This is a genomic window from Leptospira sanjuanensis (genome assembly GCF_022267375.1).
In the GTDB taxonomy this organism is placed as follows: domain Bacteria; phylum Spirochaetota; class Leptospiria; order Leptospirales; family Leptospiraceae; genus Leptospira; species Leptospira sanjuanensis.
Window position 1 is genome coordinate 769,726 of sequence record NZ_JAIZBH010000001.1, and the last position, 26,101, is coordinate 795,826.

Genomic DNA, 26,101 nt, shown 5'->3' on the forward strand with positions numbered 1-26,101 from the left:
ATTCCTTCCAACAAAGCGCAAGAAGTTGGGGGAAAGGGAGAATGTCTCGGGAATATTATTCTTCATCGGATCTGGAAGATTTCAAACACGTGCAAAAACTTGCATACGATGCAGTCGAGTGGGTGCGTGGTAGACTCGTGGTCGGTATGACCGAAAAGACCGCGGCATCTCTCATCGATTCCTATATCCGAGAACGGGGCGGGAAAAATTTCTTTCATTACGGATTCGCTTGGTTCGGAGATAGAACCTGCTTTCGAGGTTTTCGCAGACCTCTCACGTTTCAACGGATCGGAAGCGGAGAAGGAATTCTTCCTCACTGGGGTTTTTCCTTTCAACCTTCCAACCGTAAACTGAAAGAAGGAATGGCGGTGATCCTAGATGTTGCGCCTAACGTGAAAGGTGTGACCGCCGACGTGGGTTATTCTTTTTCTTTCGGAAAAAATCCCGCCGTCGAACAGGGACGACGCGATCTCAAAGAATTCCGTTCCTTGATTTTAGAATCCGTCCGCGCGGAAAAGTCGATGGGTGAAATCTACCGCGCCTGCAACGAACTCATTTCCGATCTCGGTTATCAAAACTGTCATACCGTATATCCCAACGGAGTTCTCGGTCATAAGGTGGGAAAGGTTCCCGGTTGGAGCGTTCCCGCGGGAAGAGTTCTCGGATTTCCTCCGCAGACGTTTTTGTATCTCGTTCCTCAAATCGTAAAAGGATTTCTTGCACCTTCCGAAAACGCTTCTCCGCTTTGGGGAGAATTCACCAAGTCTCGCGTGGACGCAGGACTTTGGGCCGTGGAACCTCATATCGGAAAAATCTATTCCGGCGCCGACGCGGAAGAAAGTTTCGGAGTGAAGTGGGAAGAAATTTTGGTCGTGAGCGACAGCGATGCGTGTTGGCTCGACGAGGATCTTCCGCACGTTCGCTTTTGGGAAGAGGAGACTTTTAAGTCAAAGTCCAAGGTTACGTTGCTCGCAGGAAACAAAAAGAGCGAATCTACCAAAGCGGCAAAACGGTTGAAAATCTCCGAGACGGCAAAACGCACAAACGGAAAAGCGAAATCGGCCGCACGAACAAAAACCTCGTCTTCTAAAACGAAAACATCGAATTCATCCAAAAAGGTTCGGGCGGGGGCGGCGTAAGCTCCGTGATCTTTGTCGGAAGAAAATAAGATTCAAATGATTTGATATAGTCGCGGATCTTAGGATCGGAACGGAAAATAAAATTCAAAATATCGAATGTGCGAAACGGGATTGAAGAAGTTATGAAGAAAAAGAAAACGAACGAAGACTACGTCGAAAAACCGGATTATCCGGTTCGAAAACCGAAATTTCAATTTTCCGATACGGTGCCGAAACACTGGTGCGGAGACAACGCTTCCTTGACGCACGTGTTGAATGCGTGGACCATTCTGTTTCCGGAAGGGGAAAAATATTTTATCCGAACGATTCAAAAATACGTTCCCGAACTCGAAGAAGGTAGAGTGAAACGAAACGCGATCGCGTTCGTGGGACAAGAAGCGCAGCACGCGGGCGAACATAAAAAGTTCTGGCAGAATCTGAAAAACCAGGGATACAAGTTCGAAGGTTTTATGAACTTCGTGGTTTGGTTTGCGTTCGGTCTTTTGGAAAAACTTTTTTCCAAAAAAATGAATTTGGCGGCGGTCGCGGGACTCGAACATTACACGTCTCTCGTCGCGGATCTAGGATTGCGCAGAGGACTTTTGAAACCCGCTCATCCGGAAATGAGACGATTGTTTGAGTGGCACGCCGCGGAAGAATTGGAACACAAATCAGCCGCATTCGACGTTTTGAAAGCGATTACACAAAGTTACTGGATCCGAGTGATCGGAATGGGAATCGCCTCTTCGATCTTTTTCGCTTTTACCTTCGTTGCTGTTCTGTTATTTCTTTGGCAGGACGGGATTCTTTTCAAATTCAAAACCCAAAAGGAACTCTTTCAACTTCTCTTCACGAAGGAAAGAGTCCTGCCTTTGACGATCAAGGCCGCGTTGAAATACTTCCGATTCTCCTTTCATCCCGATGAAGAGGACAATCTCTACTTAGCAAAAGAAATTTTTTCATCACAAGAACACCAATATAGAGAAGCGATATGAGCCGATTGAAAGATAAAACGATACTGATTACCGGAGCCAACGGAGGTTTCGGAAGGGAATTGACCAAACAACTTTTGGAAAAAGGAGCGAACGTGATTCTTACCGATCTCAAAGCTCCCGGCACGGACGCGGATTTTTATCTGCATCGTAGATGGCTTGAAAACGGAAAGAACGGATTTCAACCCAAAAGCGCGGGAAAGATTCTCGGAAGTTTTTCCGGCGATCTTCAAACGCAGGAAGGTTGTAAGGACGTATATCAGAATACTCTAAAGTTGTCTCAGAGAGGAGTGGACGTTCTGATCAACAACGCGGGGCTTGCGTTTAAGGGCGGGCTCTTGGACGTTCCCGATAAGAATTGGAATCTGATTCTCGACGTGAATTTATACGCTCCGATTCATCTGAGCCGTTTATTCGTTCCCGCGATGCTCGAAAGAAAACAAGGACAGATCGTAAACCTTTCCTCCGTTGCGGGTCAAGTCGCGCCGGGTGAATTGATCTACTATTCGATTTCCAAATTCGGAATCAGGGCGATGGGCGAGGCGATGGACGCGGATCTCCGCAAGAAGGGAGTCGCCGTTACGAACGTATATCCGTTCTTTGCGGACACCGGAATCTTAAAGTCGCAACAATTCGGAAAACAACAAGACGTTCCGAAATCGATCGTGGATAGTCCGGTGGACGTCGTAAAGGCGATCGTAAAAGGAATGGAAAAAAGAAAACTCCACGTATTTCCGGGAATCAAATCCAAAACGATCAGCTTTTTCAACCGAATGACCCCGAACATCGTACACAAGGTTACGAGTTTGAGCGACCGGTTCTGATTTGCCGATTCGAAAAATATTTTAGGAAAATGGAATGCGCTGACCTTGTTTCAGCGCTCAAAGTCGCTTAACAAAATCAGGAAGTAAAACCGATGATCGCTTTGTATCCCGAAAAAAAGAAAACTTCAAAGGAAACGAAAACTCCTCTCCGTTTTAAAACGACATTCGTTTCGAACGGAAATTTGAATCTTTTTCTGAAATACAACGCGACGGCAAAGGAACGGCCGGATCGCGAGACGATTCTTTTCGTTCACGGTTATCCGGACGAACATTCCACTTGGGATCTGCAGTTGAATTCTCTCGGAGAAGAATTCAACGTGGGTGCGTTCGATTTGAGAGGAGCGGGAAACTCGAGCAAACCTTCCCAACAAAAGGCGTACAATGCCCGAGAGATCTTTAAGGATTTCGAGGCGGTCATCCGGTTTTTAGGAAACGGGAAGCCGGTTCATCTTGTCGCTCACGATTGGGGAGCGCTTCTTGCTTGGGCTTTCGTGGGAGATTTAGAATATTCTAAATCGATCCGTTCGTATACGGCGATGGGCGGTCCTCATCCGATTCTCGCGAGAAATCTAATGTTTCGTTACTTCTTCAGTTTCAATCCGAAAAAGGTCTGGTTGTCTCTGAAACAATCGGTCAAATCCTGGTATATCGTATTCTTTCAAATCCCTTGGCTTCCCGGTTTTTTAATGCGACATTTGGCAAAGCAGATTTGGAACTATCTTATGGCCGCCGCGGAAATTCCGAAGAACGATCCGATGCGGAATTTTACCGAGGAAGAGATCGTAAAAAGCGCGGTTTATCCGATGAATCTGTACCGGGAATTGATTCGGGGGAAAAAATATCCGACTCCGAAACGTATCTCGGTTCCCGCGCGCGTTTTGATTCCGCTGCGTGATATGGCGATCAGTCCGGAATGTTACGATTCTCTCAAGAACGTGTGCGATTCTCTGGAACTGTTCTCCGTGGATTCCAATCATTGGATTCAAAAGGAACATCCGATTCTTGTAAGCGATAAGATCCGAGACTTCGTAATCTTACACTCCGGTTAAATCGCTTCGCAAGAACGTCTAACGATTCGGGTTCGAAGGGATTCGAATCGATGGAGCTTGAAAAAGTTCCCGAAAAAAAAATAGCCACCAACCGCCCCGTCCCGATCTTAGTATTTTGATATACTAGCTTGGAAATATATTTCAATTCTGATCGCATGAACCCGAATTCCATTCGAAATCTACGGATTTCATTCAAACACGCAGTTTCTATTCTTATCTTTTGTATTTCTCCTCTTCCCATGTTTGCGGAATCCAAGGCGAAAGACGTCGATATGCAGGAAGTCGTTCCTTTTGCGCAAACAAATGCGGTTCCGAAAGCGGAACCGATTCCCGTGGATCCTCAGAGTGAGGCGAATCAGGCGGAAGCCAAACGAAGAGTCGATCAACGCAAAGGGACTTGGAGTTTTCAGTGGGGTTACAACCGCGATTCGTATACGCAAAGCGATATTTCCTTCCACGGTCCGGGCTATAACTTCACGTTGAAGGACGTTGTCGCGAAGGATAAACCGGAAAAATTCAATCCTTCCGTTTATTTGAATCCGAGTCTTTGGGAAATTCCCCAATACAACTTTCGTCTAACCTATTATTTTACGGATAAGTTTTATATCGCCTTCGGTCAGGATCACATGAAATACGTGATGAGTCGCGGACAAGCGTCCAACATCTACGGTTACATCGATCCGCTCGCGATTCAAAGGGCGCATCTCGGAACTTCGTCCGATTCTTCCGTTTATCTGTATCTGTTTCCGGACGCATATAAGAGGCTCGAAGGGTATCACAACGGAGAAACGATCAACATCACCCCCGATTTTTTAAAGTTCGAACATACGGACGGATTAAACTTTCTTTATATGGATGTGGGGATGATTCAGCCTCTTTGGGTTTCGTCTAACGGAGAACATGCGATCAGTTTCGTTTCTTCCGTGGGCGGAGGTCCGGTCATTTGCCGTAGCGATATCCGTCTGTTCGGCGAAGGGAAGAATAACCATTTTCACGCGTCCGGGTACGGAGTTTCCGGCTACGTCGCGGGAAGAACGGATCTTTATAAATCCGTGTTCTTCGAGTTCGGAGCCAAGGGCGGTTATATCGATCTTCCGAACATATTGACCACTGGACGTTCCAAAGACAGAGCAAGTCAGAATTTCGGATTTTTAGAGTTGGTCGTCTACGGCGGAGTGAATTTTTAAATCGTCTAAAGAAAGAATGTTTTCTTTCCGTTTGATTCCCTTCTTTTCTCTCTGTCTCGGTTTGGTGTTTTACGCCGTATTGCACGGAGAAAAGAAAGAATTAAGCGAAGCCGAACTCAAAACGTTTTTCAAACACACGCACGGGATTGCGATCGGTTCCGAAAATAATTTTGCGTTGTATCAAGAAGTGTATCGCTGGCTCGGAACCCCTTATAAGGATTTCGGAACGGACGAAAACGGAATCGATTGTTCCGGTTTTACGAGCAAGATTCTTTCCAGAGTCTACGGATCCCGTCTCAGCGGACCGAGTTACACGATGTATCCGAAGACGAATCCGATTTCCAAAGAAGAATTGAAGGAAGGCGATCTGATCTTTTTTACGATTTACGGGGATAAGATCAGTCACGTGGGAGTTTATCTCAAAGACAAAAAGTTCGTCCATGCTTCGGTTAAACGAGGAGTTACGATCAATTCTTTAGAGGAAGCGTATTATCAAAAATATTATACGGCTTCCGGCAGGCTTTGAACTTCCTTCTTTCGGACGATTGAAACGTTTAAATCGCCATGAAAAACGCCTGACCCAGACCGACGATTGCGCCTAACGCGGCTCCTACAAGAATCAAAAGGAGTTCGTCTTCCTTGAAAACGGTCCGTAAAACGTCTTCGAAATCAACGGGCGGAAGAGCCTTCATCTTTTGAGAAAGGGTACTTTCCAAGTCGATGGCCTTTTCTACGTAATCCTCGATATGGGTCGTAAAGTTTTTGAGGTTGTTCATGATCTTTCGGATCACCCGTTCTTTCGTATCGTTGTATTTGTTCGAAGTGAAGGAAAGGGAAAGAGTGGGGCGGATCACGGAGGCCATCGTGTCCATCTGTCGTTCGATCGCGTGAACCACTAGGTTGAACACTTCTTCCGAAGCCCTTCCGAAAAACAGTTCCTCGAGAATCTTTTCCGAACTTAGGATTTTAGTCGCGAGCATTTTGGAATATTCCTCCGAAACTTCCCTTTGACGTTTGATAAACAAGCCTTGAAAACTGAAAGGACCGAGACGAATCGGTTCGAGCGGCCTAAAGATCAAAAGAAGCGCAAGCCAATTGGTAAGATAACCCACGATGATTCCCTGCACCGGAAGAGTCCAAAGCGCAGGATAAACGAGCCAGATTCCCATTTGAATCAAACCCAATACGAAGCCGAAGTAAAAACCGGAAACCTCGATGAAACGGAATTCTTTCGCGCCCACTCTTTGAAACATTTCAACGGTGAGATGAACGTTTTCCCCGGTCATATTACGAATTACTAATCCTCGTATATCGAAGATCCGTTTGGAATCTTTGCGGAGATCCTGAAAGACGGTGGGGATGGTTTCCATCGCCTGTCTTTCGATTTCCTTCATCATGGAATTCTTCACTAGATCCGGGATCAGGTTCCATAAAAGCGGATTGAATTCGTCCGCGACTTCCTTCATCGTTTCCAAAATCGTCTTTTGAATTTCGGGACGAAGATTTTCCTGAATCAATGCGGGATCAACCTTGCAGAACATTTCTTCTACGTCGATGAGATAGCGAGTGACGACGTCCACCGCTCTTCCCGCCATCTTTTCCGCTTTTCTCGGAATGATTCCCTGCCAGCCGAGATAAGGAGGAATTCCGAAAAATTTCAAAGGATAAAACGTCATCTTCAACGCGACCCAATTTGTGACCCAACCCACGAAAGCGTACGTAAACGGCATTAAAAGAAGAGAAATGATTTCAAAGTTCAAGGAGATTCGTCTTCTCTTTGTTATGCGGAATATTTGGAGACGAATTTCCGGATCATTTCCGTTACGATTTCCGGTTGTTCCCGATGGACCCAGTGATTGGAATCCAGTTTATGAATTTCTAATTTGTCCACGTAATCGTACGCGTTTTCATACACTTCGGGAAGAACCACAAAATCCTTTTGAGGAACGATGAGCTGCACGGGAACCTTGATGTTGGAAGGAGCCGCAATCACCGTTTTGCCGAATAACAATTCGCGGAAAAGATTTATGGGAGCCATCGTCGCGCTGTAGATATCGTTGCGGTTGATGTTGCGGAGCGAATCCTTTTTGGGAACTCCGCCTAAATCCATCACTAGTTTGTAGATCAGCTCCCCGAAGTTTTGCCAGATCAATTCGGGCAGAATCGGGATCTGGAAAAACCAGATATACCAGGAACGAAAACCCTGATCCAAAACCTTTTTCCAATTGGAGAGGTTGAAGCTGAAAATATCGTCCAACATCCGTTTACCGGCGAGCCAAGGGTGGGGGCCGGAGATCGCAGTAAAGGATCTAATATATTTTGAATATTCGGGATCACTAATAAATAACCATCCGAGAGCCGCGCCCCAATCGTGGCCGACTAAGTGAACTTTCTTTTCCTTGGAAAGAAAGCGGATCGCTTCCACTAAATCGGGAAGAATGACCGCATAGTTGTATTCCGATTGTTCCAAAGGTTTGGAGGATCGTCCGAAACCTCTCAGATCGACCGCGCCTAACCGATATTTGTCTTTCAACGAATCGATTTGAGGTTCCCAGGTCTTATGGGTATCCGGATAGCCGTGAACGAAAAGAATAACGTCTTTCGAATCCGTCTCCGAATAGCTGAGAAAAATTTTTACTTTTTGATTTTCGAGATAAGTATATTTCAAGAATTCGACTCCAGTGCGCGATCCGGAAAACGGAAAAACGTCCTGCAATCATCGTCGGCGTCTGCAATTTTTCCAGTCTTTTACGGAATTTCATTTTTGTTCTGATTGGTTTTTCTCCAGGACCCGGTAACTTGGTTTCATGTCAGAAAAACGAACCGAGGAATCCAATTCGTTTAATAATTCCGGAACTCCGATGGTGATGTTTCGAAACCGGCTTTCGAGAATGTCCAAACATTGGAAAAAGTGGGCGCGCAAACGGAACATAGAATGTTTTCGTATCTACGATCGCGACATACCGCAGGTTCCCGTAAGCGTAGATCTTTACGGACCGTATTGCCAAATCTCCGCATATAAAAACAGCTACGAAATTTCGGACGAGGAAAGAGAAAGGGAGAATGTCGAGATCGGCAAGGTAGTCGCGGAAACTCTCGGTCTCGAAAACGAATCCATTTATTGGAAAAAGAGAGAACCGAAAAAGGGTAAGGAACAATATGAAAAATATTCCGAACAAGCGGAACTGCTCGAAGTGGGAGAGAACGGACTTCGCTTTTTCGTGAACCTATCCGATTACCTCGACACGGGACTTTTCCTGGATCACAGAATCACTCGGGATCTTGTGCGCCAAGAATCGAAAGGAAAAAAGTTCCTAAATCTTTTTTCTTATACGGGAGCGTTTACCGTCTACGCCGCGTCAGGCGGAGCGGTCAAAAGTCTGAGCGTGGATTTATCCAACACTTATCTCGCTTGGGCGGAGGAAAATTTGAAGTTGAACGGGTTTTCCTTGACCAAACACAAACTTCTTCGGGCGGACGTGATGGAATGGCTCCGCAGTGAAAGAAAGGAACCCGATCGGGAACGATACGATCTGATCGTGGTCGATCCCCCCACTTTCTCCAACAGCAAAAAGATGACCGATGTCCTAGACATACAACGGGATCACGCGGAAATATTAAATATTCTTTATAAGGATTTCGCTTTACCCGGAGCGGTTTTGTATTTTTCCACGAACTTTAGAAAATTCGAATTATCCGAGGCTTCGATCCTTTGGGACAATCTCAAAGACATAACGAAGACGACCGTTCCCGACGATTTCAGAAACGAAAAGATCCACTACTGCTGGAGAATGGAAAAGTCGGTTTAATCCGGCTTCAAACCGAAACGTTTCTGGATTGAAATAAAAATCCCTGCACCAAAGGAAATCTCATTTCCGCAGCGATCAAAAGATCCTCTTGCGTTTCGATTCCTTCGAGAATGCACTGAATGTTCGATTCTCTCGCAAAATCCAAAAGTCCCCAGGCGATGTTCTTATAGGATTCCTTCGTTTTAAAAAGCGTGAGCCAGTGTTTGTCGAACTTGATAAAATTGGAATATTCTAAAAAATCAAAACAGAAAAGATTCTGTTTCCCTCCCACGTCGTCGAGCGCGATCCGAATATCGGCTTCTTTAAATGCGTTTAGGCAGAATCTCGTATCCGCGATCCGGGTCGAATCCGTGTTTTCGATGATTTCGCAGACTACGTTCTTTTGGTTGCTTAAAAATTCGGTCCAATAAGAAGCCTGTGTTTGATCCTTGCAAACGTGCGGATCGATATTCAAAAACAATTTCTTCCCTCGGGGTTTGTTTGCGACCTGAAACCGTTTTAGATTCTTTTCAAATTCAAAAAACAGATCGGGCCAGTTGTGAAGTTCCTGAAAGGCGAATTCGGGAGAGATTCGCTCGCCTTCGATATAAAAACGGGCCAACGCCTCGTATGCGAAAATCTTGCCCGTATCCAAGGAAAGAATCGGCTGATATTCCGTGTGGAAGTTTCCGGTTTCCGAAATCGCAGCAAGCGCATTGATAAGCGACATTCCCGAGGTTAGGCGATCGTTTCGATCCGTTTCGGAAGAAAGGGGAAGGAATTCTTCCGTGCCGATCTCCGCAAGGATCTCGCGTGCGGTTTCGTGTTTCGCATTCAAAGAAAAAAGATTTCGGGCGATCCGTTCGTCCAAAACCGGAATCGATCGCGAAATAACCAAATCAATGTTAGGTGACAAATCCAAAATTTCTTTCATCCGGGACCTCTTTTTTTCCCAGGATAGGGGAGCCCGTGAAAAAGTCAACATAAATGAGACTGAAACTCAGTATCATAAATATGCAATTCTCTCATTTTCCAATTTACTCTTTCTTCGGGAAAAAAGATTCTTCCTCAGATCTTTATGAAATTCAAATATCCGTTTTGCAATCTTGCGTTCTTACTTTGTATCCAGATTCTTTTTTTGCATGCCGAGGCTTTGAACGCGGAGCCGAACGATTCCGAATTGTCCGCGATCGCCGGATCGCAGAGAGAACGTAGAAACGAAAAACGTTTTTACATCGGAGGGTTCGGCATCAAAGAACTCTCTTGGTTTCAAGTCGGTTACAATCTCGGCGAACGATTCTCCATTTCGTTTTTAGCGCACCAAAGATTTCGCGCCGATCACTTCGATTTGGATCGCACCGGTTATCAACCGGGGGCCGCCGCGTTCTCCTTGCAAAATAAGGAATATACGCTGAACCAATATACGATCGCGTTCGAATGGTTTCCGTTTTCCATTCCGTATTATCTGAGTTTTGGAATCGGTCAGGAATTTTATTTCCAAAGGGATCGCAAGAACGAGTTCTGGGTTTATACGGATGGAAGTGCGGACGGTAAGAGTTGGACGTATTCGATTTCCAATAAGAGGGCGTATGCGGCCCCCGGCGCGGGTATACGTTATGTGTTCTCTTCGGGAATTTTTTTAAACGGAGGTTTTAACGTTCTTCTGTTTGCGAATAATTCCGCGCATGTGCAGCGAGAAGATGTTTCCTTTTACAATCAGAAACCGGATCCGGCGATTTTGGAAAGAATTTGGAAGGACGGCAAGGAACAGGAACACGATCGTGCGCGGGGAATCGGAGTTCAGCTGTTTTTAAGCGCCGGGATTTCTCTTTAATCATTTTGTTAAGCGAAGAATGAAGTATCCCCGTTGAACCCGGATGGATACGTTTCGATCAAGGATTTACCGAAAGTCTATAACCTACGCCCGGTTCCGTCAGAAGAAGTTCCGGATTGGACGGATCGGCTTCGATTTTTTTCCGTAAACTCGCGACGTGAACACGAAGCGGTCCCGATTCATTCTTAGCAAACGGTCCCCAAACGTGACGGATGATCTGCTCTTGGGTCAGAACTTTTCCCGCGTGTTGGATCAAAAACGATAAAAACGAATATTCGATCGGAGTAAGATGGATCGTGTTCTGCGAAACTTGGACGATTCGATTTGCAAGGTCCACGTATAAATTTCCCGAAATAAAAATCGGAGAACCCGGTTCCTGCGTTTTGTTTCGGAGCGCGACTCGAATCCTCGCGAGCAATTCACCCATACTAAACGGTTTTGTAATATAGTCGTCCGCACCCTCGTCGAGCAGGGAAATTTTTTCCGAATCCGACGAAAGAACGGACAACACGATCACGGGCGTTTCGCTCCAGGTTCTGATTTCTTTGAGTGCGGTGATTCCGTTTCCGTCCGGGAACTGAAGGTCGAGAAGGATCACGTCCGGAGCTTCGTTTGCCGCTTTGAGAATCGTTTCTTGAATCGTCGCGGATTCGACGACATCATAATGCGAAGCGTTCAGACTGATCCGGATCATTTTACGGATTCGATCGTCGTCGTCCGCAACTAGAATTTTCGGATTCATGAGATTAGGCGGGTTTTACGGGAATCTCGATACAAAATCTGGCACCTCCCTCGGTCCGATTTTCAGCGATCAACGTTCCTCCGTGCGTTTCGACGATGGACTTGCTGATGGAAAGTCCGAGGCCGCTTCCCACGTGCGATTGATTCTTACTTCTATAAAATTTCTCGAATATTTTTTCAAGTTCTTCCTCGGGAATCCCCGGCCCTTCGTCTTCCACCAGATAGATCGTTTTTTCCTTTTCGGAAATGAGACGAATGGAAACAGGAGAACCGGGCGGAGAAATTTGAACCGCGTTGAACACGATATTGAAGAGAGCCTGCTCCATAAGAGTAAAGTCCATCCAGATCGGAATCGGATTTTCCGGAAGATGAATCACACAACGACTGTTCTTTACGGTTTGTCTGAGTCTACGAACCACTACGTGAACGAGATCCGTCGGATCGTGCCAATCCATTCTCAATTTTAAAAAGCCCGATTCGTATCGGCTCATGTCCAAAAGATTTCCGAGCAGTAGATTCAGAATCATGCTGCTTTCGTTGATTTCGTTTAACAATTCTTTGCGCGCTTCCGAAGAGGAATCGATTTCCGGTTCCAATAACGCCGTCACCGCGCCCCGAATCGTCGATAAGGGCGTTTTCAATTCGTGAGAAAGGGAATTGAAGATGATCGTGTACAATCGTTCGGATTGATTGGCGAGATAGCGGGTCCGCGTTTCTTCGGATAACAATTCCCGTTCCAAGGCGAGCGCGATCTGATTTCCCATCGTAAGCAAAAGATTTTCCTGGTCCAGATTGAGTTTTGAAGGAAGAATGATTCCCAACACACCGATTACTTTACCCGGCGCTATCATAGGAAAATACGTCCCTATGGAAAGGGAAAGCGTGTCCGTGAATTTTCCGGCCGAAATCCTGTTCTTATAAACCCAGTTTGCAACCGCCGTTTCTTTCGCATCCGGAAAAAAATTTCCAGCGCGTGAAGAGTTGGAATCGACGTTTCCCTGATTTTCCAAAAAGATCGTCACTTGAGTTTGAAAAACCCGTTTCAGATATTCCGCTCCGATTTCGGAAATCTGCCGTATGTCTCTTGCGTGTCCCAGATCTTTGGAAAGCTCATACAAAGTTGTTAAGCGAAGTTCTCGGTTTACGAGCACCTTCTCCTTTTGTCTCAAACGCGAAGTAACGTTGCCGATGATGATCGAAATAAAAAGGAAAGAACCGAACATCAACACGTCTTCGAGTTTTTCTATAAAGAAAGTGTATTTAGGCGGAATAAAAAGATAATCCCAAAAGAGTCCCGATAACAAACCCGCGAGAATCGTGGGGCCCTTGGAAAAGAAAGCTCCTATACCCGAAACGAAAAAGAGATATAAAAAAGAAATGGTCCAATAACCGGTAATCGGTTCCAAAAAAAGACTGAGACAAGTGGCCAGAAAGATGAGCGCCAAAGAAGCTACGTATTGTTTTCCGCCGGAAGACGTTCTGAGAAAACGATTGAATAAGGATTCTTCTCCCGAAAAGGAAGTGTGGTCGTAAGGAACAAGACACAACTCGAAGTTCGCCGTGGTTCGCGCCAGTTTCGACGCTGGAGAATTCCATTTCTTCCACCAAGACATCGGAGGTTTTCCCAAAACTACGCGCGTGATGTTTTTTTGTTCCGCGATTCTTAGGATTGCGTCCACGGGGTCCTCGTCAGCGGAATGAAGAATTTCGGAACCGAGTTCCCTTGCAAAACTCAGATTCTTTTCGAGCTGGTTTAAACTTTCTTTGGAAAGATTTTCCCTCGTTTGATTGTAGAGCGCGAACAATTCACCGTTTCTTTCGTATGCGAGACGTTTCGCATAACGTAAGATCGAATAGGAATTCGGACTTGCGCTGATCGCGACGAGAATTCTTTCCCGAAACCGCGTGGATTCGGGGGAAGTGTTAACGTGTCTCGCCGTATAATTGAGAGCCGTCTCGCGGAGAAAGGAGAGGTTCTCCTTTTTAAAAAAATGATCTCCCGCCACGTTCGCTTTTTCGGGAACGTAAACCTTTCCCTCTTGAAGACGTTTTCTCAGATCGTCCGGCGAAAGGTCGATCAATACGATTTCATCGGCGATCTCTAAAACGGAATCCGGAATCGTTTCCCTGATTTTTACCGTAGTCGTTTTTTCGACCGCTTCCACCTGACTTTCCAAATGCTGAACATTCAAAGTCGTGAATACGTTGATGCTATGATTCAGGATCTCGATGACGTCCTGATATCGTTTGACGTGTCTGCTTCCGGGAATATTCGTATGTGCGAATTCGTCTACCAAAACCACTTCGGGTTTTCGTTTGAGAATGGAGTCGATATCCATCTCTTCGAAAACGATTCCTCTGTGTTCGATTTTTTTTCGCGGAAGAATTTCCAATCCTTCCAGAAGTTCTTCCGTTTCTTTACGTCCGTGCGTTTCGATATATCCGACCACGACGTCCACTCCTTCTTTTTTCAAAGAACGAGCGGCATTTAACATAGCGTAGGTTTTTCCCACGCCTGCGACCATCCCGAAAAATACCTTTAGTTTTCCGGAAATGGACTTTCGTTCTTCCGCGTGGATTTTACGAAGAATTTCGTCCGGGTCCAGTCGAGGCGTTTCCGACCAATCGCTCATTCTTTGATTCTTCCAAACTCTTGATCCAATTTCAAGTTCAATCGAAGCACGTTGATCCGTTCTTCTCCGATGTAACTTAAGGAAGGTTTCTCAATGGAAGAAGCAAGGATTTCGTTCAATCGGGAGAGCTGTTGCGCATTTAGTTTTCTTGCGTTGGCGACGCGATTTGTTTGAAAGCGCGCGGCTTTCGGACTGATATGCGGATCCAGACCGGAGCCGGATGAGAATAGCAGATCGGGCGGAACTACTTTTTGATCAGGGTGCTCCTTAAGAAGCGACGCTCTGCGTTCTTCGACGCTTTTTTTGAGCGACGCGCTCGTCGCGCTTAGGTTCGAGGCGCCCGAAGAAACGGTCCCGTAATCTACGGCGGAGGGACGGGACCAATAGTATTCCTGTTTCGTAAACTTTTGACCGATCAGTTCGGAACCGACGAGTTTGTCGTCCCGATATAAGAGACTTCCGTTTGCGTTAAACGGAAATAGTTTTTCGCCGAAACCCGTCACGACGATCGGATAAAATACTCCGGTGATAAAGGTCAATACCAGAAGAGTTCTGAGTGCGATGAGAGACGTCTGTAACATGTGTTTCTCCTTAACCGAGTCCCAAGAACGTTAAAATCAAATCGATCCCTTTGATTCCTAAAAACGGAGTTACGATTCCGCCGAGACCGTAGATCAAAAGATTGCGTTTTAAAATCGTATCGGCGCCTAATGGACGATAGGCGACTCCTTTGAGTGCGAGAGGAATTAACGCGGGAATCACAAGCGCGTTGAAGATCACCGCACTTAAGACGGCGCTCTTCTGCGAACCGAGTTGCATTAAGTTTAAAGCGGACAAGGGACCGGCTTCTCCCTGAATCGCGTAAAAACTTCCGAACAAAGCGGGTAGGATTGCGAAGTATTTTGCGACGTCGTTGGCGATGCTGAACGTAGTCAACGCTCCTCTCGTCATCAAAAGTTGTTTTCCGATTTCCACGATCTCAATGAGTTTGCTGGGATTGCTGTCGAGATCGATCATGTTTCCGGCTTCTCTCGCGGTCTGTGTTCCCGTATTCATCGCAACTCCCACGTCGGATTGTGCGAGAGCGGGAGCGTCGTTGGTTCCGTCGCCGATCATTGCGACAAGAAAACCCTTGCTTTGTTGTTCTCGAATTTTTTTGAGTTTGGTTTCGGGTGTCGCTTCCGCGAGAAAATCGTCGACTCCCGCTTCCGCCGCGATCGCCGCCGCAGTGAGTTGATTGTCTCCCGTGATCATCACGGTTCTGATTCCCATCTTTCTTAAGCTCGCGAATCTTTCCTTGAGACCGCCTTTGACGATGTCCTTGAGCTCGATCACTCCGAGAAGTTTATCGTTTTCCGCGACAAGGATCGGCGTGCTTCCTCTTTGTGCGATCATTCGAATCACGTTCTCCATCTCTTCCGAAATTTTTTGACTAAAGTTGTAAAGATAGACACGGATCGCATCTCCCGCGCCTTTTCGGATTCTGCGCACGACGACGCCTTCTTTTTTGAAATCGACTCCGCTCATCTTTGTGGAAGCGCTGAACGGAATAAATTCTCCCTCCATCTCGCCGAGATTTCTTTCTCGAAAGCCGAACTTCTCTTTTGCTAATACGACAACGGATCTTCCTTCGGGAGTTTCGTCTGCGAGAGAGGATAGTTGCGCCACATCCGCGAGATATTTTTCTTCCACTCCCTTTGCAGGGAAGAATGCCCGCGCTTCCCTGTTGCCCAGCGTGATCGTTCCGGTTTTATCCAAAAGAAGAATGTCGATGTCGCCCGCGGCCTCGATCGCTTTTCCGCTTTTGGAAATCACGTTAAACCGAATGAGACGTTCCATGCCGGATATTCCGATCGCCGAAAGAAGACCCGCGATGGTGGTAGGAATCAAACAAACAAGAAGGGAAATCAAAACGGGAATCGACAGATCCGCTTTTTCTCCTCCTTCCTTTGCCACGAATTCGGCGAAAAAAGGAAGGCTCATCACGGCGATGAGAAAAATAAAAGACAACCCGGAAAGGAGCATTGTCAAAGCGATTTCATTCGGAGTCTTTTGACGTTTGGCGCCTTCGACGAGCGCGATCATCTTATCGAGAAACGTGTTTCCCTGTTCCGCAGTTACGCGCATCACGATCCTGTCGCTTAACACTCGGGTTCCGCCGGTAACCGCGCTACGATCTCCGCCGCTTTCGCGAACGACGGGGGCCGATTCTCCCGTGATCGCGGATTCGTCCACGCTTGCGATCCCTTCGATGATTTCCCCGTCGCCGGGAATCAAATCGCCCGCTTCGCAGACGACTATATCACCGATTTTTAATGTAGGTCCGGGCACCGTTTGCAGGTTTCCGCCTACCATCTTTTTGGCGACGATATTGGATCGTGTTTTTTTAAGGCTATCCGTTCTTGCTTTTCCCCTTCCTTCCGCGATCGCTTCCGCGAAATTTGCGAACAAAACGGTGAACCAAAGCCAAAGCCCGATCTGTAGATTAAAGGAAGAATAGTTTCCTGCGAACAGATCCTTAAAGAAGATCCAGGTAGTGAACAACGCCCCCAAAAAAACGATAAACATCACTGGATTCTTCATTTGGGAACGAAGACTCAATTTTTTAAAGGAATTTACGTACGCCTCCTTTAGGACTCCGGACTCGAAAAATACCTTTGATTTGCGACTCATTCGATTCTCCTTAAAACGAAGCGCCTTGAAACATTATAAAATGCTCAAGTATCGGACCGATCGTCAGCGCCGGAAAGAAGGTCAAAGCCCCCACGATCACGATTACGGATAAAAGAAGTGCGTAGAAGGTTCCGCCTTCGGTCGAAAACGAACCTTCCGAAACGGCTTCGGATCTTTTTTTAAGACTGAGAGTTCCCGCGATAACGAGAATCGGAAGTATGACTCCGAATCTTCCGATCAACATCGCGATTCCCATCATGGAATTGTAATACGGCGTATTCGCATTCAAACCGGCAAAGGCGCTCCCGTTGTTTCCCGCTCCGGATGAAAAGGCGTATAGAATTTCGGAAAGTCCGTGGGGTCCCCGATTCGTCAAAGAGGATAACGCGCTCGGCACGTTGAGCGTTACGGCGGTAAAAAGTAGAATCACAGTCGATGGCAACAGGATTCCCAGAATCGCCATTTGGATTTCCCGCTTTTCGATTTTTTTGCCGAGATACTCGGGGCTTCGGCCTACCATGATCCCGCTTAAAAAAACCGTGAGTAGAATAAACAGAACCATTCCGTACATTCCGGCTCCGACTCCGCCGAAGATCACTTCGCCGAGCTGCATATTCAACATCGCCACTAAACCTCCGATGGGAGAAAAACTATCGTGCATCGAGTTGACGGATCCGTTAGACGCAACCGTGGTCGCAGTTTCCCAAATCGCGCTGTTCAGAATTCCGAAACGGACTTCTTTCCCTTCCCAAAATCCGAAATTTCCGAACAAAGGGTTGTATGAGGATTCCGAAAACCATACGGCGAGAACGCCGGCGCAAAAAATCGTAAACATCGCTCCGAAAATCACCCATGCGTGTTTGAGATTTCCGACGATTCTCCCGTATAAAAAAACGCAGGCACCGGGCAGAATCAGGATCGATAACATTTGGAGAAAATTGGAAATCGGAGTCGGATTTTCAAACGGATGCGCGCTGTTGACTCCGAAAAAACCTCCGCCGTTGGTTCCGAGTTGTTTGATTGCGATCTGCGACGCGGCTGGACCTAAGGGAATCGCCTGCGTGCTTCCTTCGAGTGTGGTCGCGTTTACGTATTCCGAAAATGTTTGAACGACGCCCGTCCCGACGAGGATCGTCGCGAGGATCATCGATAAAGGGAGAAGAACGTATAACGTGCCTCGAATCAAATCCTTCCAAAAATTTCCGATCGCCGGATTTGCGTTGGTGGCAAATCCCCGAGAGACGGCCAGCAATACGCAGAATCCCGTCGCCGCGCTTACGAAGTTTTGAACCGTAAGTCCGACGGATTGAGAAAAATAACTGAGCGCCGATTCTCCGCTATAAGCCTGCCAGTTCGTGTTGGTCATAAAGCTGACCGCCGTATTGAACGCAAGAAAAGGATCGAGTCCCGCAAGATTTTGTGGATTCATAGGGAGGACGTTCTGAAAAAGCAGAATCGAAAAAAGCGCGATAAATCCGAAAAGGTTGAAAAGAAGAAGAGAGGTCGCATATTCTTTCCAATTCATTTCCGCTTTGAAATCAAAGCCGCAGATTCGATACAATACGCGCTCGAATCGGAGGGTCTCGGTAGCGGAAAAAACCGTATGCAGATAACTCCCCAGCATAGGAGATAGGATCGCAAGTGAAAATAGAAAGATGAAAAGTTGAATCCATTCCGTTGCCATAACTTCTCCTTAAAACTTTTCCGGTTTGAAGATCGAGTAGATCAGATACGCGATACAAATGCCGCTCAGACCGAGGGCGATGGTCGTTTCAAAATTCATAGATACGTGATTCCCGAATACCGGCGCTTGTTTCCGGTTGATGTATTCAAAGTAAATCACGAAGCGTCGAACGAGTCAAGATCGCTCGAGGTTAAACCTTGGAAAAGACGGTTAAGAAGTTGTTAAGTCGGTTAGAGAACTTCGACGGATAAAAAAGTGATGTCGTCTTGTGCTTGTTGTCCCGAAAGAAAGGATTGAACGTCCGAAAATACGGACTTTACCATTTCCGGAACGGGTTTGGTGGATTCCTTAAGGATCGATTCGAGCAGTCGGTCCTCGCCGAATTCCTCTTCGAAGGAGTTGAACTCCTCCACGATTCCGTCCGAAAAGAAAAACAACTTATCGCCTTGGGAGATTTCCAAAAATTGAGAATGATATTTGACCTTGTCCGAAATTCCGATGATCGGTCCGCTTTTCGATAAACGAGTAATCGTGGAACCGGAAAGAAAAAATTGATCCGGATGTCCCGCGGCCGAATAGGAAAGGGTTCCTTCCCCCGTGTCGACGTCCGCGATGAGGCAACTGAAAAAAGATTTGATCGCGCTGTATTTCGCGATGATCTCCTTGTTGAGTTCGGAAACGACTTCTCCCGGAGGAAGATCGAGATACTTTAAACTTTCGTATTCCGATTTGATCAACATGGTGACTAACGCCGCCTGCACTCCGTGCCCGGTCGCATCCGCCAAAAAGATTCTCACCTTGCCGGGAGAAATTTCCGCATAGTCGTAGATGTCGCCTCCGACCTCGTTCATCGGAATGTATTTCGTGAGGATATAGATTCCGCCTAACGTGACTTCGGGTTTCGGAAGAATCCGATCCTGAATTTTTTGCGCGTAGAGAAGGTCCTTTTGAATCAAGCTGATGGTGTTATTTAGTTCGGAAGTTCTTTCTATGACTTTCTCTTCGAGTTCTGCGTAGAGATTCGCATTTTCGATCGAAATCGCCGCCTGTCCCGCGATGAGTTCTAGGGTTTGAATCCTGTTCGGCGTGAACACTCCCTTGACCAATTGGTTTTCGAGATAAAGAACTCCTTTGAGGCTTCCCGCGTGAACGAGAGGGATACAGATCACGGATTGCGGACGTTTTTCTTTGATGTACTGATCCGTAAAATCCTTGATCGAGGAAGAATCGAATCCGCTCGTAGAGATCATTTTTCCCGTTCTAAATACGTAATTCAGATAGGAAACCGGATATTGCGTTTCGTCCAGCTCGGGAAGATTTTCGACCACGATTCCCGTTTCCCCGCTTTGACCCGCGAGAAAGACCATTAGGTTTTTATTATGTAAGTGAAAATAAATAGCACGCGTCGCACCCGCGGTTTCCATCGCGATCTGAATGAGTTTTTTGAGGAGGTTATCGAGTAAAATTTCTCCGGAGAGAAGATTATAGGTTTTTAATATGATTTCTTGATCCAAATCGGGTGCGTTGTTTTGGACTTTTCTTCCCATCGCTTCGGGCGAAAGAGAAAGATTCAAACGGTTTGCGAAACGATTTTCCAGTTCCTCCGTTTTTACGGACGCCCCCCATCTCGAGTAGAAATCGATCGCTTGTTGGATATAATGGTTCCCGAGGGAGAAGTTTCCGATTTTATAATGAAACTTTGCCGCGATTTCGCAGGAAAGAGCCTGAAAGGAAACGAAACCGGATTCCTGAAAGAGTTTGATCGCCTTTTCGTAACCCGCGATCGTTTCCGCGACTTTGCCTTTGATTCTTTCCTCTTCCGCGCGTAAGAGTTCGAGAAGTCCCATGAAGTTTTCGGGACAATCCTTGCTCCATTTTTCGAAATGGGCCTTCGCTAATTTTAGTTTTTTTGAATATTTGATCCGATCTCCGAAGGAGAATTCGTGAAAATTGGCGAGAATCGTTAACCCGTAAAAAAACCAAAACTCCGCGAAAGGAATCAATCCGAACGCGTTTTGAATGAGTTTTTCGCCTTCCAGTCCGGCGGCGAGTGCCTTGTCGAATCGTCCCGCAAAGTAATGGAGTTTTGTAAGATCGTGATAGTAATACGAGAGCGCGGTGTAATTTTTATCTGCCGCGATTCTTTTTTCGAACTCTTCGCTTTGAAACTCGGAGTCGTTTAACGAATCGGGAGAAGAGGTTTTGCCCGCGAGCGCCTTGATCAATTGGTGAGAACTTTTCGCGATCGTAAATGCGAAGTCGTCCCGAGTCGCGGTGAAATATCTTCCCGCGTTTTCCACGTCGGCAAGAAGTTCTTCGATCGGGGAAGAAGCGAAGATCTTTTTCTGCATCTTTGCCTGGATGCTGAAACCCGCGTAAAAGATATCCCCGTTCTGGAGGGCTCCGTTGTGAACGTCGTCTAACAATCCTATGTCGAGCGTGATATGCCGCTTCCAGTGACAGAGATACGCGGAATACACGTATTGAACCTTCCACTTTACGAGATCGAACGGAATTTTTTCGTTCAATTCCATGGAAAGCCTCGAATAACGGATCGCCTGGTTTAAATCCTTGAGCGCCTGGTTGACGATCATTCCGTAGCCGCTGTAAGCGATCGGGCTGCTTCTGGAAACTCCCTTGGTCAAAGACGTATTAAACATCTTTAATACGATGAGCGCGAATAAATTCTGATTGTACGTAAACGCGGAAGGGCCGAGATCCGCGAATAGATCCATCAACGCCTGGTATTCCGGTTCCGAGTTTTCCTTTGTGTGAACCAATTCGGAATCCGATTTTCCTTTGGACAAAATCAGAGAAAGGAAAAGTTCCTTGAACAAAGTCAACGTCACCTTTAGCGGAGAAGAGGGGATGTTGATCTTGAACCGTTTCATCGCGCGTAAACCGGCGAGAACCGCATTCTCCACCTTGTTCATTTTGGAATAAAGCCGGACTTGGATCGCGTCCGCCCGAATGTATTGTAGATCCGGAAGATGCAAGGTTTCCAGGGATTCCAAGAGCTGCATCGTTCGTTCGTAATTGTTCAGAAGATATTCGGTTTCGGCCGTTTCCAAAATCACGTTCGAATACAGTTCCAAATCCTTGATGAGAGCTTCTCCGTCCAAGGAATTCAAGGCGAAGTTGAGGTATTGCAGGGAACTTTCATACGAACCGGAACTCTTCGCTTGAAGCCCCGCCTTATAGTTCAGAATCGTAAGATTCTTTTTAAGATCGTTTTCTTCGATCGTATCCACGGCTTGGTTCAAGTGATTGGTGATCTGAAAGAGCGTGCGGTTTTTCGGGTTCGGACCGTGCAGCGTTAAAAGGGCGATCCCCACCTTCTTATGGAAATCCTTCCGTTTCCAATCCTCCAATAAACTGTAGGCCGCCTGTTGCACCCGGTCGTGCGAAAATCCGAAGGCTTGTTCGGACGAAACGTTTTCCTCAAACAAGGAATGATCCTGATTGTGCGAAGGCGTCAAAAGACCTTCTCGAACCGCTTCCCAAAGGATTTGATTGAGTTTGGAAGTATCAAAAAAACGTAATTTACTAATAAATCCCGAAGTGAATCTTTCTCCGAGACAGGAGCAGACTCCGAGAAGTTCCTGAACGCCCGGTGAGAGTTCTCGGATTCTTTGGCAAAGGAGGTCGATCACGTTATCCGCAACCGGAAGACGGGAAACTTTTTCCAAATCCCATTTCCAGAGTTTGGATTCGAATTCGTAGGCGATGGAGTTCGTTTTTTCGGCTGCCCGCAGAAGTTGGACGATCGCGAACGGATTTCCCAAGGTCTTTTTATGAAGCGTGGATGCGACGGACCGAATCTGTTCCTCCGGTCCGGGCGCTAAATCCTGTAGGAGACGATGGATGCTGTCCCCGTCCAAAGGATCGATCGTAATCTGATTTTTGGAAATCTTGTTGCTTTCGATCGATTCCAAGACCTTCGAGAACGGACTGGAAGCTTCGATCGCTTCGGGACGAAACGCGAGAATACATAAGAAATTCTTAATTTTCGAATAGATCAAAAACGTTTCGATCAGTTTTAGACTCGCGGGATCAGCCCACTGCAAATCGTCCATATAAAGAACGAGAGGGCGGCTGAGTTCGGAGATCGCCCGGATGAAGTTGCGTAACGTAAAGTAGAATCGGTTTCGATTTTCATCCGGAGGAAGTTCCGCGAGTTCGGGCTGAGGTCCGATGATGAATTCCAATTCGGGAATTTGATTCAGAAGAATTCTTCCGTTCGCGCCCGTGTATTGCTGGATCAGCCGTTTGAATTCGCGGATTTCCTTTTCCGGTTTGGAAAGAAAGATCGAAACCAAATCCCGCAAGGAATGGATCAAACCGCCGAAAGCGACCGAGGTTTCGTATTGGTCGAATTTGCCCTGAACGACGATTCCGCCCCGTTCGGAAATACTTTTCAAAAAAGAACGGGCGAGCGCCGATTTTCCGGAACCCGATTCTCCCGTGATAAAAACGAGTCCGGTTTCACCGCGGAAAACCCTATCCAATGACGATTCCAAAACCGCCTTTTCCCGATCGCGTCCGTACAATGAAGAGGAATCGAACGTCAATTCAGGAACGTCCCTCGAACCGGGAACGAACGTCGAATCGTTGCGCGCGTTTCGAAGCTCCCGTTGACAAAGTTCCAAATCGTAGATCAACCCGTTAATGGACGCATAACGTTGTTCGGGATCTTTTTCGAGAAGTTTCGCGATGACGGACGAAACTGACTGCGGCAATTCTTCCCGAATCGTGTGAACGGGTGCGGGTCTTCTCGCGAGATGCGCGTGTAGAATTTCGTTTCGATCCTTGGAGGAAAAAGGCAAGGTTCCCGTGATCATCTGATAAAAGATGATTCCCAAGGAATAAAAGTCGGTGCGCAGATCGAGCACTCGCGAAAGTCTTCCGGTCAATTCGGGCGGAATATAGGAAAGAATTTCCGCGGACAAGTCGGGCGTGATCGAAGGAGAAGTATCCTTTCCCGAAAACGTAGCCGATGAAAAGTCCGTGATTCTCGCGACTCCGGTTTCGGGTTGAATCCATATATTTCCGGGCCGTAGCGCTTGATGAAGAATTCTCTTTTCATGAATCTCTTTCAGTGCGAGAGAAATACTCATGGCAATCTCAAAGAATTTCTCAACAGAATTAACACCATTTGGAAACATTCTGGAGAGAGGAACGGACCCGCAGTCTTCAATGACGAGTATGGGAACGTCTTCGTGACGGATCAGTTCGAGGGAATTTTGGATGCGCGGTCCTTTCGCAAAACTTGAAATTCTAAAGTCGTGGTGGATCTTCTGAATCTCTTTGCGCGTGGGATTTTTTTGACGCAGGATTTTGAGAAGAACGTGCTTCCCCGATCTTTGATCCAGAGATCTGTATATCAGAAACTGATGATCTATGGAGAAGGATTCGAAGGTTTCAAAGCCGGGAAGTTCCATCTAGGAAGAACTGTGATATTCTCCCTAGGATTAAAATCAAAAAGAAAAAAATTTCGTTTTTGAAATTAAAGGAAACAACTTGCGGCTTCGATCCCGCTCACAACGGTGCTTTCCACACAACCTGCGTTTAACACCGAATTCTGAATCCAGTCTCCGGTGATTACGAGATTGGAATATCCGTTATCCCCCGCGGGAAGTCTGTATTTCGTAGAACCTTTCACCGATAAGACATATCTTTCCGTTGGTTGAATGTTTAATCGGACATATTGCGAGTCGATTCTTTTCGCGCCGAGGGTCTTGTCCTGATCGATCAGCAAATTCCAATTAAAGCCGCTCGTCTTTCCCGTCGGAGTGGAAGCCGGCCAAAGGCCGCGCGCGTCCTGATCGAGAAACTTTACGATTCTTGCTTTCAACTTTTCCATCTCGGCCGGGATGTCCGGATTCGCTAAAGGATTTTTAGGCGCGATCCCGGACGGAGAAGGCCCGCAGAAATACGCGATCTGATTCGGAAACATATCGTCGGGCCAGGATTCCCGATTGATGAGATGGCTCATGTCGCACCAAGTGTCGAACGGTTCGACGTACGATCCGAGTATCGGAGGTTCGTTCTTCCAATACTTCCAACCGAGTCCGGCCGTATCGGGGAACATCCAGAGTTGAAACGCGTCCGTCAAACAAGTTGTGATCGTTTCGGTCATCTGTTTCCACTGCGAGTTCTCTTCGAGAATCTGCGGACATACGAAGGGAATCGCTCCGATGGAAATTCCGAACACGAGACGATCGAAATCCTTTCCGTATTCGAGAACGATCTCCTCTCGATCCTTCCAATCGGACCAATAGTTTTCCAGATCCACATTCTCTTTTTTTAATATTTCTCCTTCCACGATCTGATCGTAGAGGGGTTCGCTCGGCCAACAACCCAATCCTTTGACGTCGATCAAGGGAGAATATTCGTCATTCTTTAAGTTCACCTGCTTTCCGACGCGTACCGATTGAATGCAGGCCTTGCCGTTTGCCGTTCCCGGAATCAGTTCCCTCACACGATGAAAGAATTTGATATGGACCCCTCTTCGTTTCAGGATCTCATACATAGGAGTAAGAATGGTGTCTCCCATTCCCGCCTGCATTCTATACGCGACAGCGCCTTTGTAAGTGAACACCATACGAAGCGCGCCTTTGAGAGCGGTTCCCGCGGCGAACGTATATTGATCGACTCCCCCGAATACGAGTCCGTAGATCGCTTGAACGATCGCGGAATTGATCGTGATCTCGCTTGCTCCGTGATGTCTTAACCATTCCCTGTAGTCGTAGTCGTCAATGCTTTCAAAACCTTTTTCAAAAACCTTATCGACGATCATCCCTTTGATGTTGGTAAGACTGAAATCCATCAGAATCCAGAAACGTCTCGCTTCCGTGTTCGATTCGATTTTTTTCTCGATTCTTTGCCAAAGCGTTTTCGCAAAAAGATCCAGGATGCGGAGAAAACGATCGTGAGGGAAATCGTTGCTGAGTTTATCCAAAAGGTTTTTTAGAACGAGAATGGTTTTTCCGATCAGATCGAGACCTACGTCTTCGATCGTATCTTCGATCCATTCGAGTATTTGTTTCCAGATGCTTTGATCCTCCGAATGTTCGTTATCGGGGAATATGTATTGCTGATTGTTTTTGTAGTATTGATTCACGTAATCGAGAATGAGGGAAGGATACGTTTTCGGATCGGGAAGTTCGACCGATTCTCCGGGGATCTGATCGTTCATCGGAAAGGAAATCGGCCAAGGCTGATACGACCCGTTTACGTTTTCCTCCAGTACGAAATAGTTCGCGGGTTTGAAGGCTTCCTCCCAAGTCGCTAACGGCTGCGTGAGAGTTCTCCCTAATTCGTTGTAACATTTCTGGATGAGCTGAAAAGCGTGATCGTAAAACCCGAACCAAATATGAAGCCCGTGTTCTTCGATACGATTGTAAACGGATTGATTTCTGCCGCTCGCGCATTTTCCTCCGAGTCTCCAGCCCAACTGATACACGGTAATGTCGTATTTCTTTTCCCAACCCGGCTTGGAAGTGATTTCGTAAGCCGTGACGAGCGAACTGAGTCCTCCTCCTAAAATTACAATTTTTTCCTTCTTATCCGCCATAA

Annotated in this window: 19 protein-coding genes; 8 read left to right on the plus strand and 11 right to left on the minus strand. The window is 46.7% G+C overall.

Annotation, left to right across the window (positions count from 1 at the left end; genetic code table 11):
- Nucleotides 1-41: 41 nt before the first annotated feature.
- The 6 genes from LFX17_RS03525 (at nt 42) to LFX17_RS03550 (ending at nt 5,696) form a co-directional block, all read left to right on the plus strand.
- Nucleotides 42-1,139, plus strand: coding sequence for a M24 family metallopeptidase (locus LFX17_RS03525; protein WP_238745065.1), 1,098 nt, complete (start codon nt 42-44; stop codon nt 1,137-1,139).
- 122 nt (nt 1,140-1,261) lie between these two features.
- Complete coding sequence (locus LFX17_RS03530; protein WP_238745067.1) at nt 1,262-2,113, plus strand: metal-dependent hydrolase; 852 nt, start codon at nt 1,262-1,264, stop codon at nt 2,111-2,113.
- On the plus strand, nt 2,110-2,934 hold the full coding sequence (locus LFX17_RS03535; protein ID WP_238745069.1) for an SDR family NAD(P)-dependent oxidoreductase: 825 nt from the start codon (nt 2,110-2,112) through the stop codon (nt 2,932-2,934). The genes LFX17_RS03530 and LFX17_RS03535 overlap by 4 nt, the downstream gene beginning before the upstream one ends.
- A 92-nt stretch (nt 2,935-3,026) precedes the next feature.
- Nucleotides 3,027-3,983, plus strand: a complete 957-nt coding sequence (locus tag LFX17_RS03540; protein ID WP_238745071.1) for an alpha/beta fold hydrolase — start codon at nt 3,027-3,029, stop codon at nt 3,981-3,983.
- A 155-nt stretch (nt 3,984-4,138) separates the two neighbouring features.
- A complete protein-coding gene (locus LFX17_RS03545; protein WP_238729004.1) occupies nt 4,139-5,170 on the plus strand; it encodes a hypothetical protein in 1,032 nt (343 codons plus the stop codon).
- A 16-nt stretch (nt 5,171-5,186) separates the two neighbouring features.
- On the plus strand, nt 5,187-5,696 hold the full coding sequence (locus LFX17_RS03550) for a C40 family peptidase (RefSeq protein ID WP_238729006.1): 510 nt from the start codon (nt 5,187-5,189) through the stop codon (nt 5,694-5,696).
- A gap of 28 nt (nt 5,697-5,724) precedes the next feature.
- Here LFX17_RS03550 and LFX17_RS03555 read toward each other — a convergent pair whose 3' ends face one another.
- Both LFX17_RS03555 and LFX17_RS03560 read right to left on the minus strand, forming a co-directional pair.
- Nucleotides 5,725-6,930, minus strand: coding sequence for a DUF445 domain-containing protein (locus LFX17_RS03555; RefSeq protein ID WP_238729008.1), 1,206 nt, complete (start codon nt 6,928-6,930; stop codon nt 5,725-5,727).
- Between the two features lie 20 nt (nt 6,931-6,950).
- Nucleotides 6,951-7,838: an alpha/beta fold hydrolase gene (locus LFX17_RS03560; protein WP_238729009.1), complete on the minus strand. Its 888-nt coding sequence runs from the start codon at nt 7,836-7,838 to the stop codon at nt 6,951-6,953.
- Between the two features lie 139 nt (nt 7,839-7,977).
- Here LFX17_RS03560 and LFX17_RS03565 point away from each other — a divergent pair, with 139 nt between their 5' ends.
- On the plus strand, nt 7,978-8,979 hold the full coding sequence (locus LFX17_RS03565; RefSeq protein ID WP_238745073.1) for a class I SAM-dependent methyltransferase: 1,002 nt from the start codon (nt 7,978-7,980) through the stop codon (nt 8,977-8,979).
- A gap of 7 nt (nt 8,980-8,986) precedes the next feature.
- Here LFX17_RS03565 and LFX17_RS03570 read toward each other — a convergent pair whose 3' ends face one another.
- Nucleotides 8,987-9,892 (minus strand): EAL domain-containing protein, encoded by a 906-nt coding sequence (locus LFX17_RS03570; protein ID WP_238745075.1) that lies wholly within the window; start codon nt 9,890-9,892, stop codon nt 8,987-8,989.
- Nucleotides 9,893-10,036: 144 nt separating this feature from the next.
- On the opposite strand from LFX17_RS03570, the gene LFX17_RS03575 reads away from it, so the two are divergent.
- Nucleotides 10,037-10,792 (plus strand): hypothetical protein, encoded by a 756-nt coding sequence (locus LFX17_RS03575; RefSeq protein ID WP_238745077.1) that lies wholly within the window; start codon nt 10,037-10,039, stop codon nt 10,790-10,792.
- Nucleotides 10,793-10,850: 58 nt separating this feature from the next.
- On the opposite strand, the gene LFX17_RS03580 is transcribed toward LFX17_RS03575, so the two are convergent.
- The 8 genes from LFX17_RS03580 to LFX17_RS03615 all read right to left on the minus strand — a co-directional run bounded on the left by LFX17_RS03580 (nt 10,851) and on the right by LFX17_RS03615 (nt 26,099).
- Complete coding sequence (locus LFX17_RS03580) at nt 10,851-11,534, minus strand: response regulator (RefSeq protein WP_238729015.1); 684 nt, start codon at nt 11,532-11,534, stop codon at nt 10,851-10,853.
- A 4-nt stretch (nt 11,535-11,538) separates the two neighbouring features.
- Nucleotides 11,539-14,166 (minus strand): sensor histidine kinase, encoded by a 2,628-nt coding sequence (locus LFX17_RS03585; protein ID WP_238729018.1) that lies wholly within the window; start codon nt 14,164-14,166, stop codon nt 11,539-11,541.
- On the minus strand, nt 14,163-14,747 hold the full coding sequence (gene kdpC, locus LFX17_RS03590; protein WP_238745079.1) for a potassium-transporting ATPase subunit KdpC: 585 nt from the start codon (nt 14,745-14,747) through the stop codon (nt 14,163-14,165). The genes LFX17_RS03585 and kdpC overlap by 4 nt, the downstream gene beginning before the upstream one ends.
- A 10-nt stretch (nt 14,748-14,757) precedes the next feature.
- Entirely contained in the window at nt 14,758-16,839 is a 2,082-nt protein-coding gene (kdpB, locus tag LFX17_RS03595) for a potassium-transporting ATPase subunit KdpB (RefSeq protein WP_238745081.1), read from the minus strand.
- A 10-nt stretch (nt 16,840-16,849) separates the two neighbouring features.
- Nucleotides 16,850-18,523, minus strand: coding sequence for a potassium-transporting ATPase subunit KdpA (gene kdpA, locus LFX17_RS03600; RefSeq protein WP_238729023.1), 1,674 nt, complete (start codon nt 18,521-18,523; stop codon nt 16,850-16,852).
- 9 nt (nt 18,524-18,532) lie between these two features.
- The gene (locus LFX17_RS03605; protein ID WP_238729025.1) at nt 18,533-18,622 is read right to left on the minus strand and encodes a potassium-transporting ATPase subunit F; all 90 of its coding nucleotides are present in this window, start codon (nt 18,620-18,622) and stop codon (nt 18,533-18,535) included.
- A gap of 131 nt (nt 18,623-18,753) precedes the next feature.
- Entirely contained in the window at nt 18,754-23,964 is a 5,211-nt protein-coding gene (locus LFX17_RS03610) for a trifunctional serine/threonine-protein kinase/ATP-binding protein/SpoIIE family protein phosphatase (protein ID WP_238729026.1), read from the minus strand.
- A 65-nt stretch (nt 23,965-24,029) separates the two neighbouring features.
- The gene (locus LFX17_RS03615) at nt 24,030-26,099 is read right to left on the minus strand and encodes an NAD(P)-binding protein (protein ID WP_238745083.1); all 2,070 of its coding nucleotides are present in this window, start codon (nt 26,097-26,099) and stop codon (nt 24,030-24,032) included.
- Nucleotides 26,100-26,101: the final 2 nt, after the last annotated feature.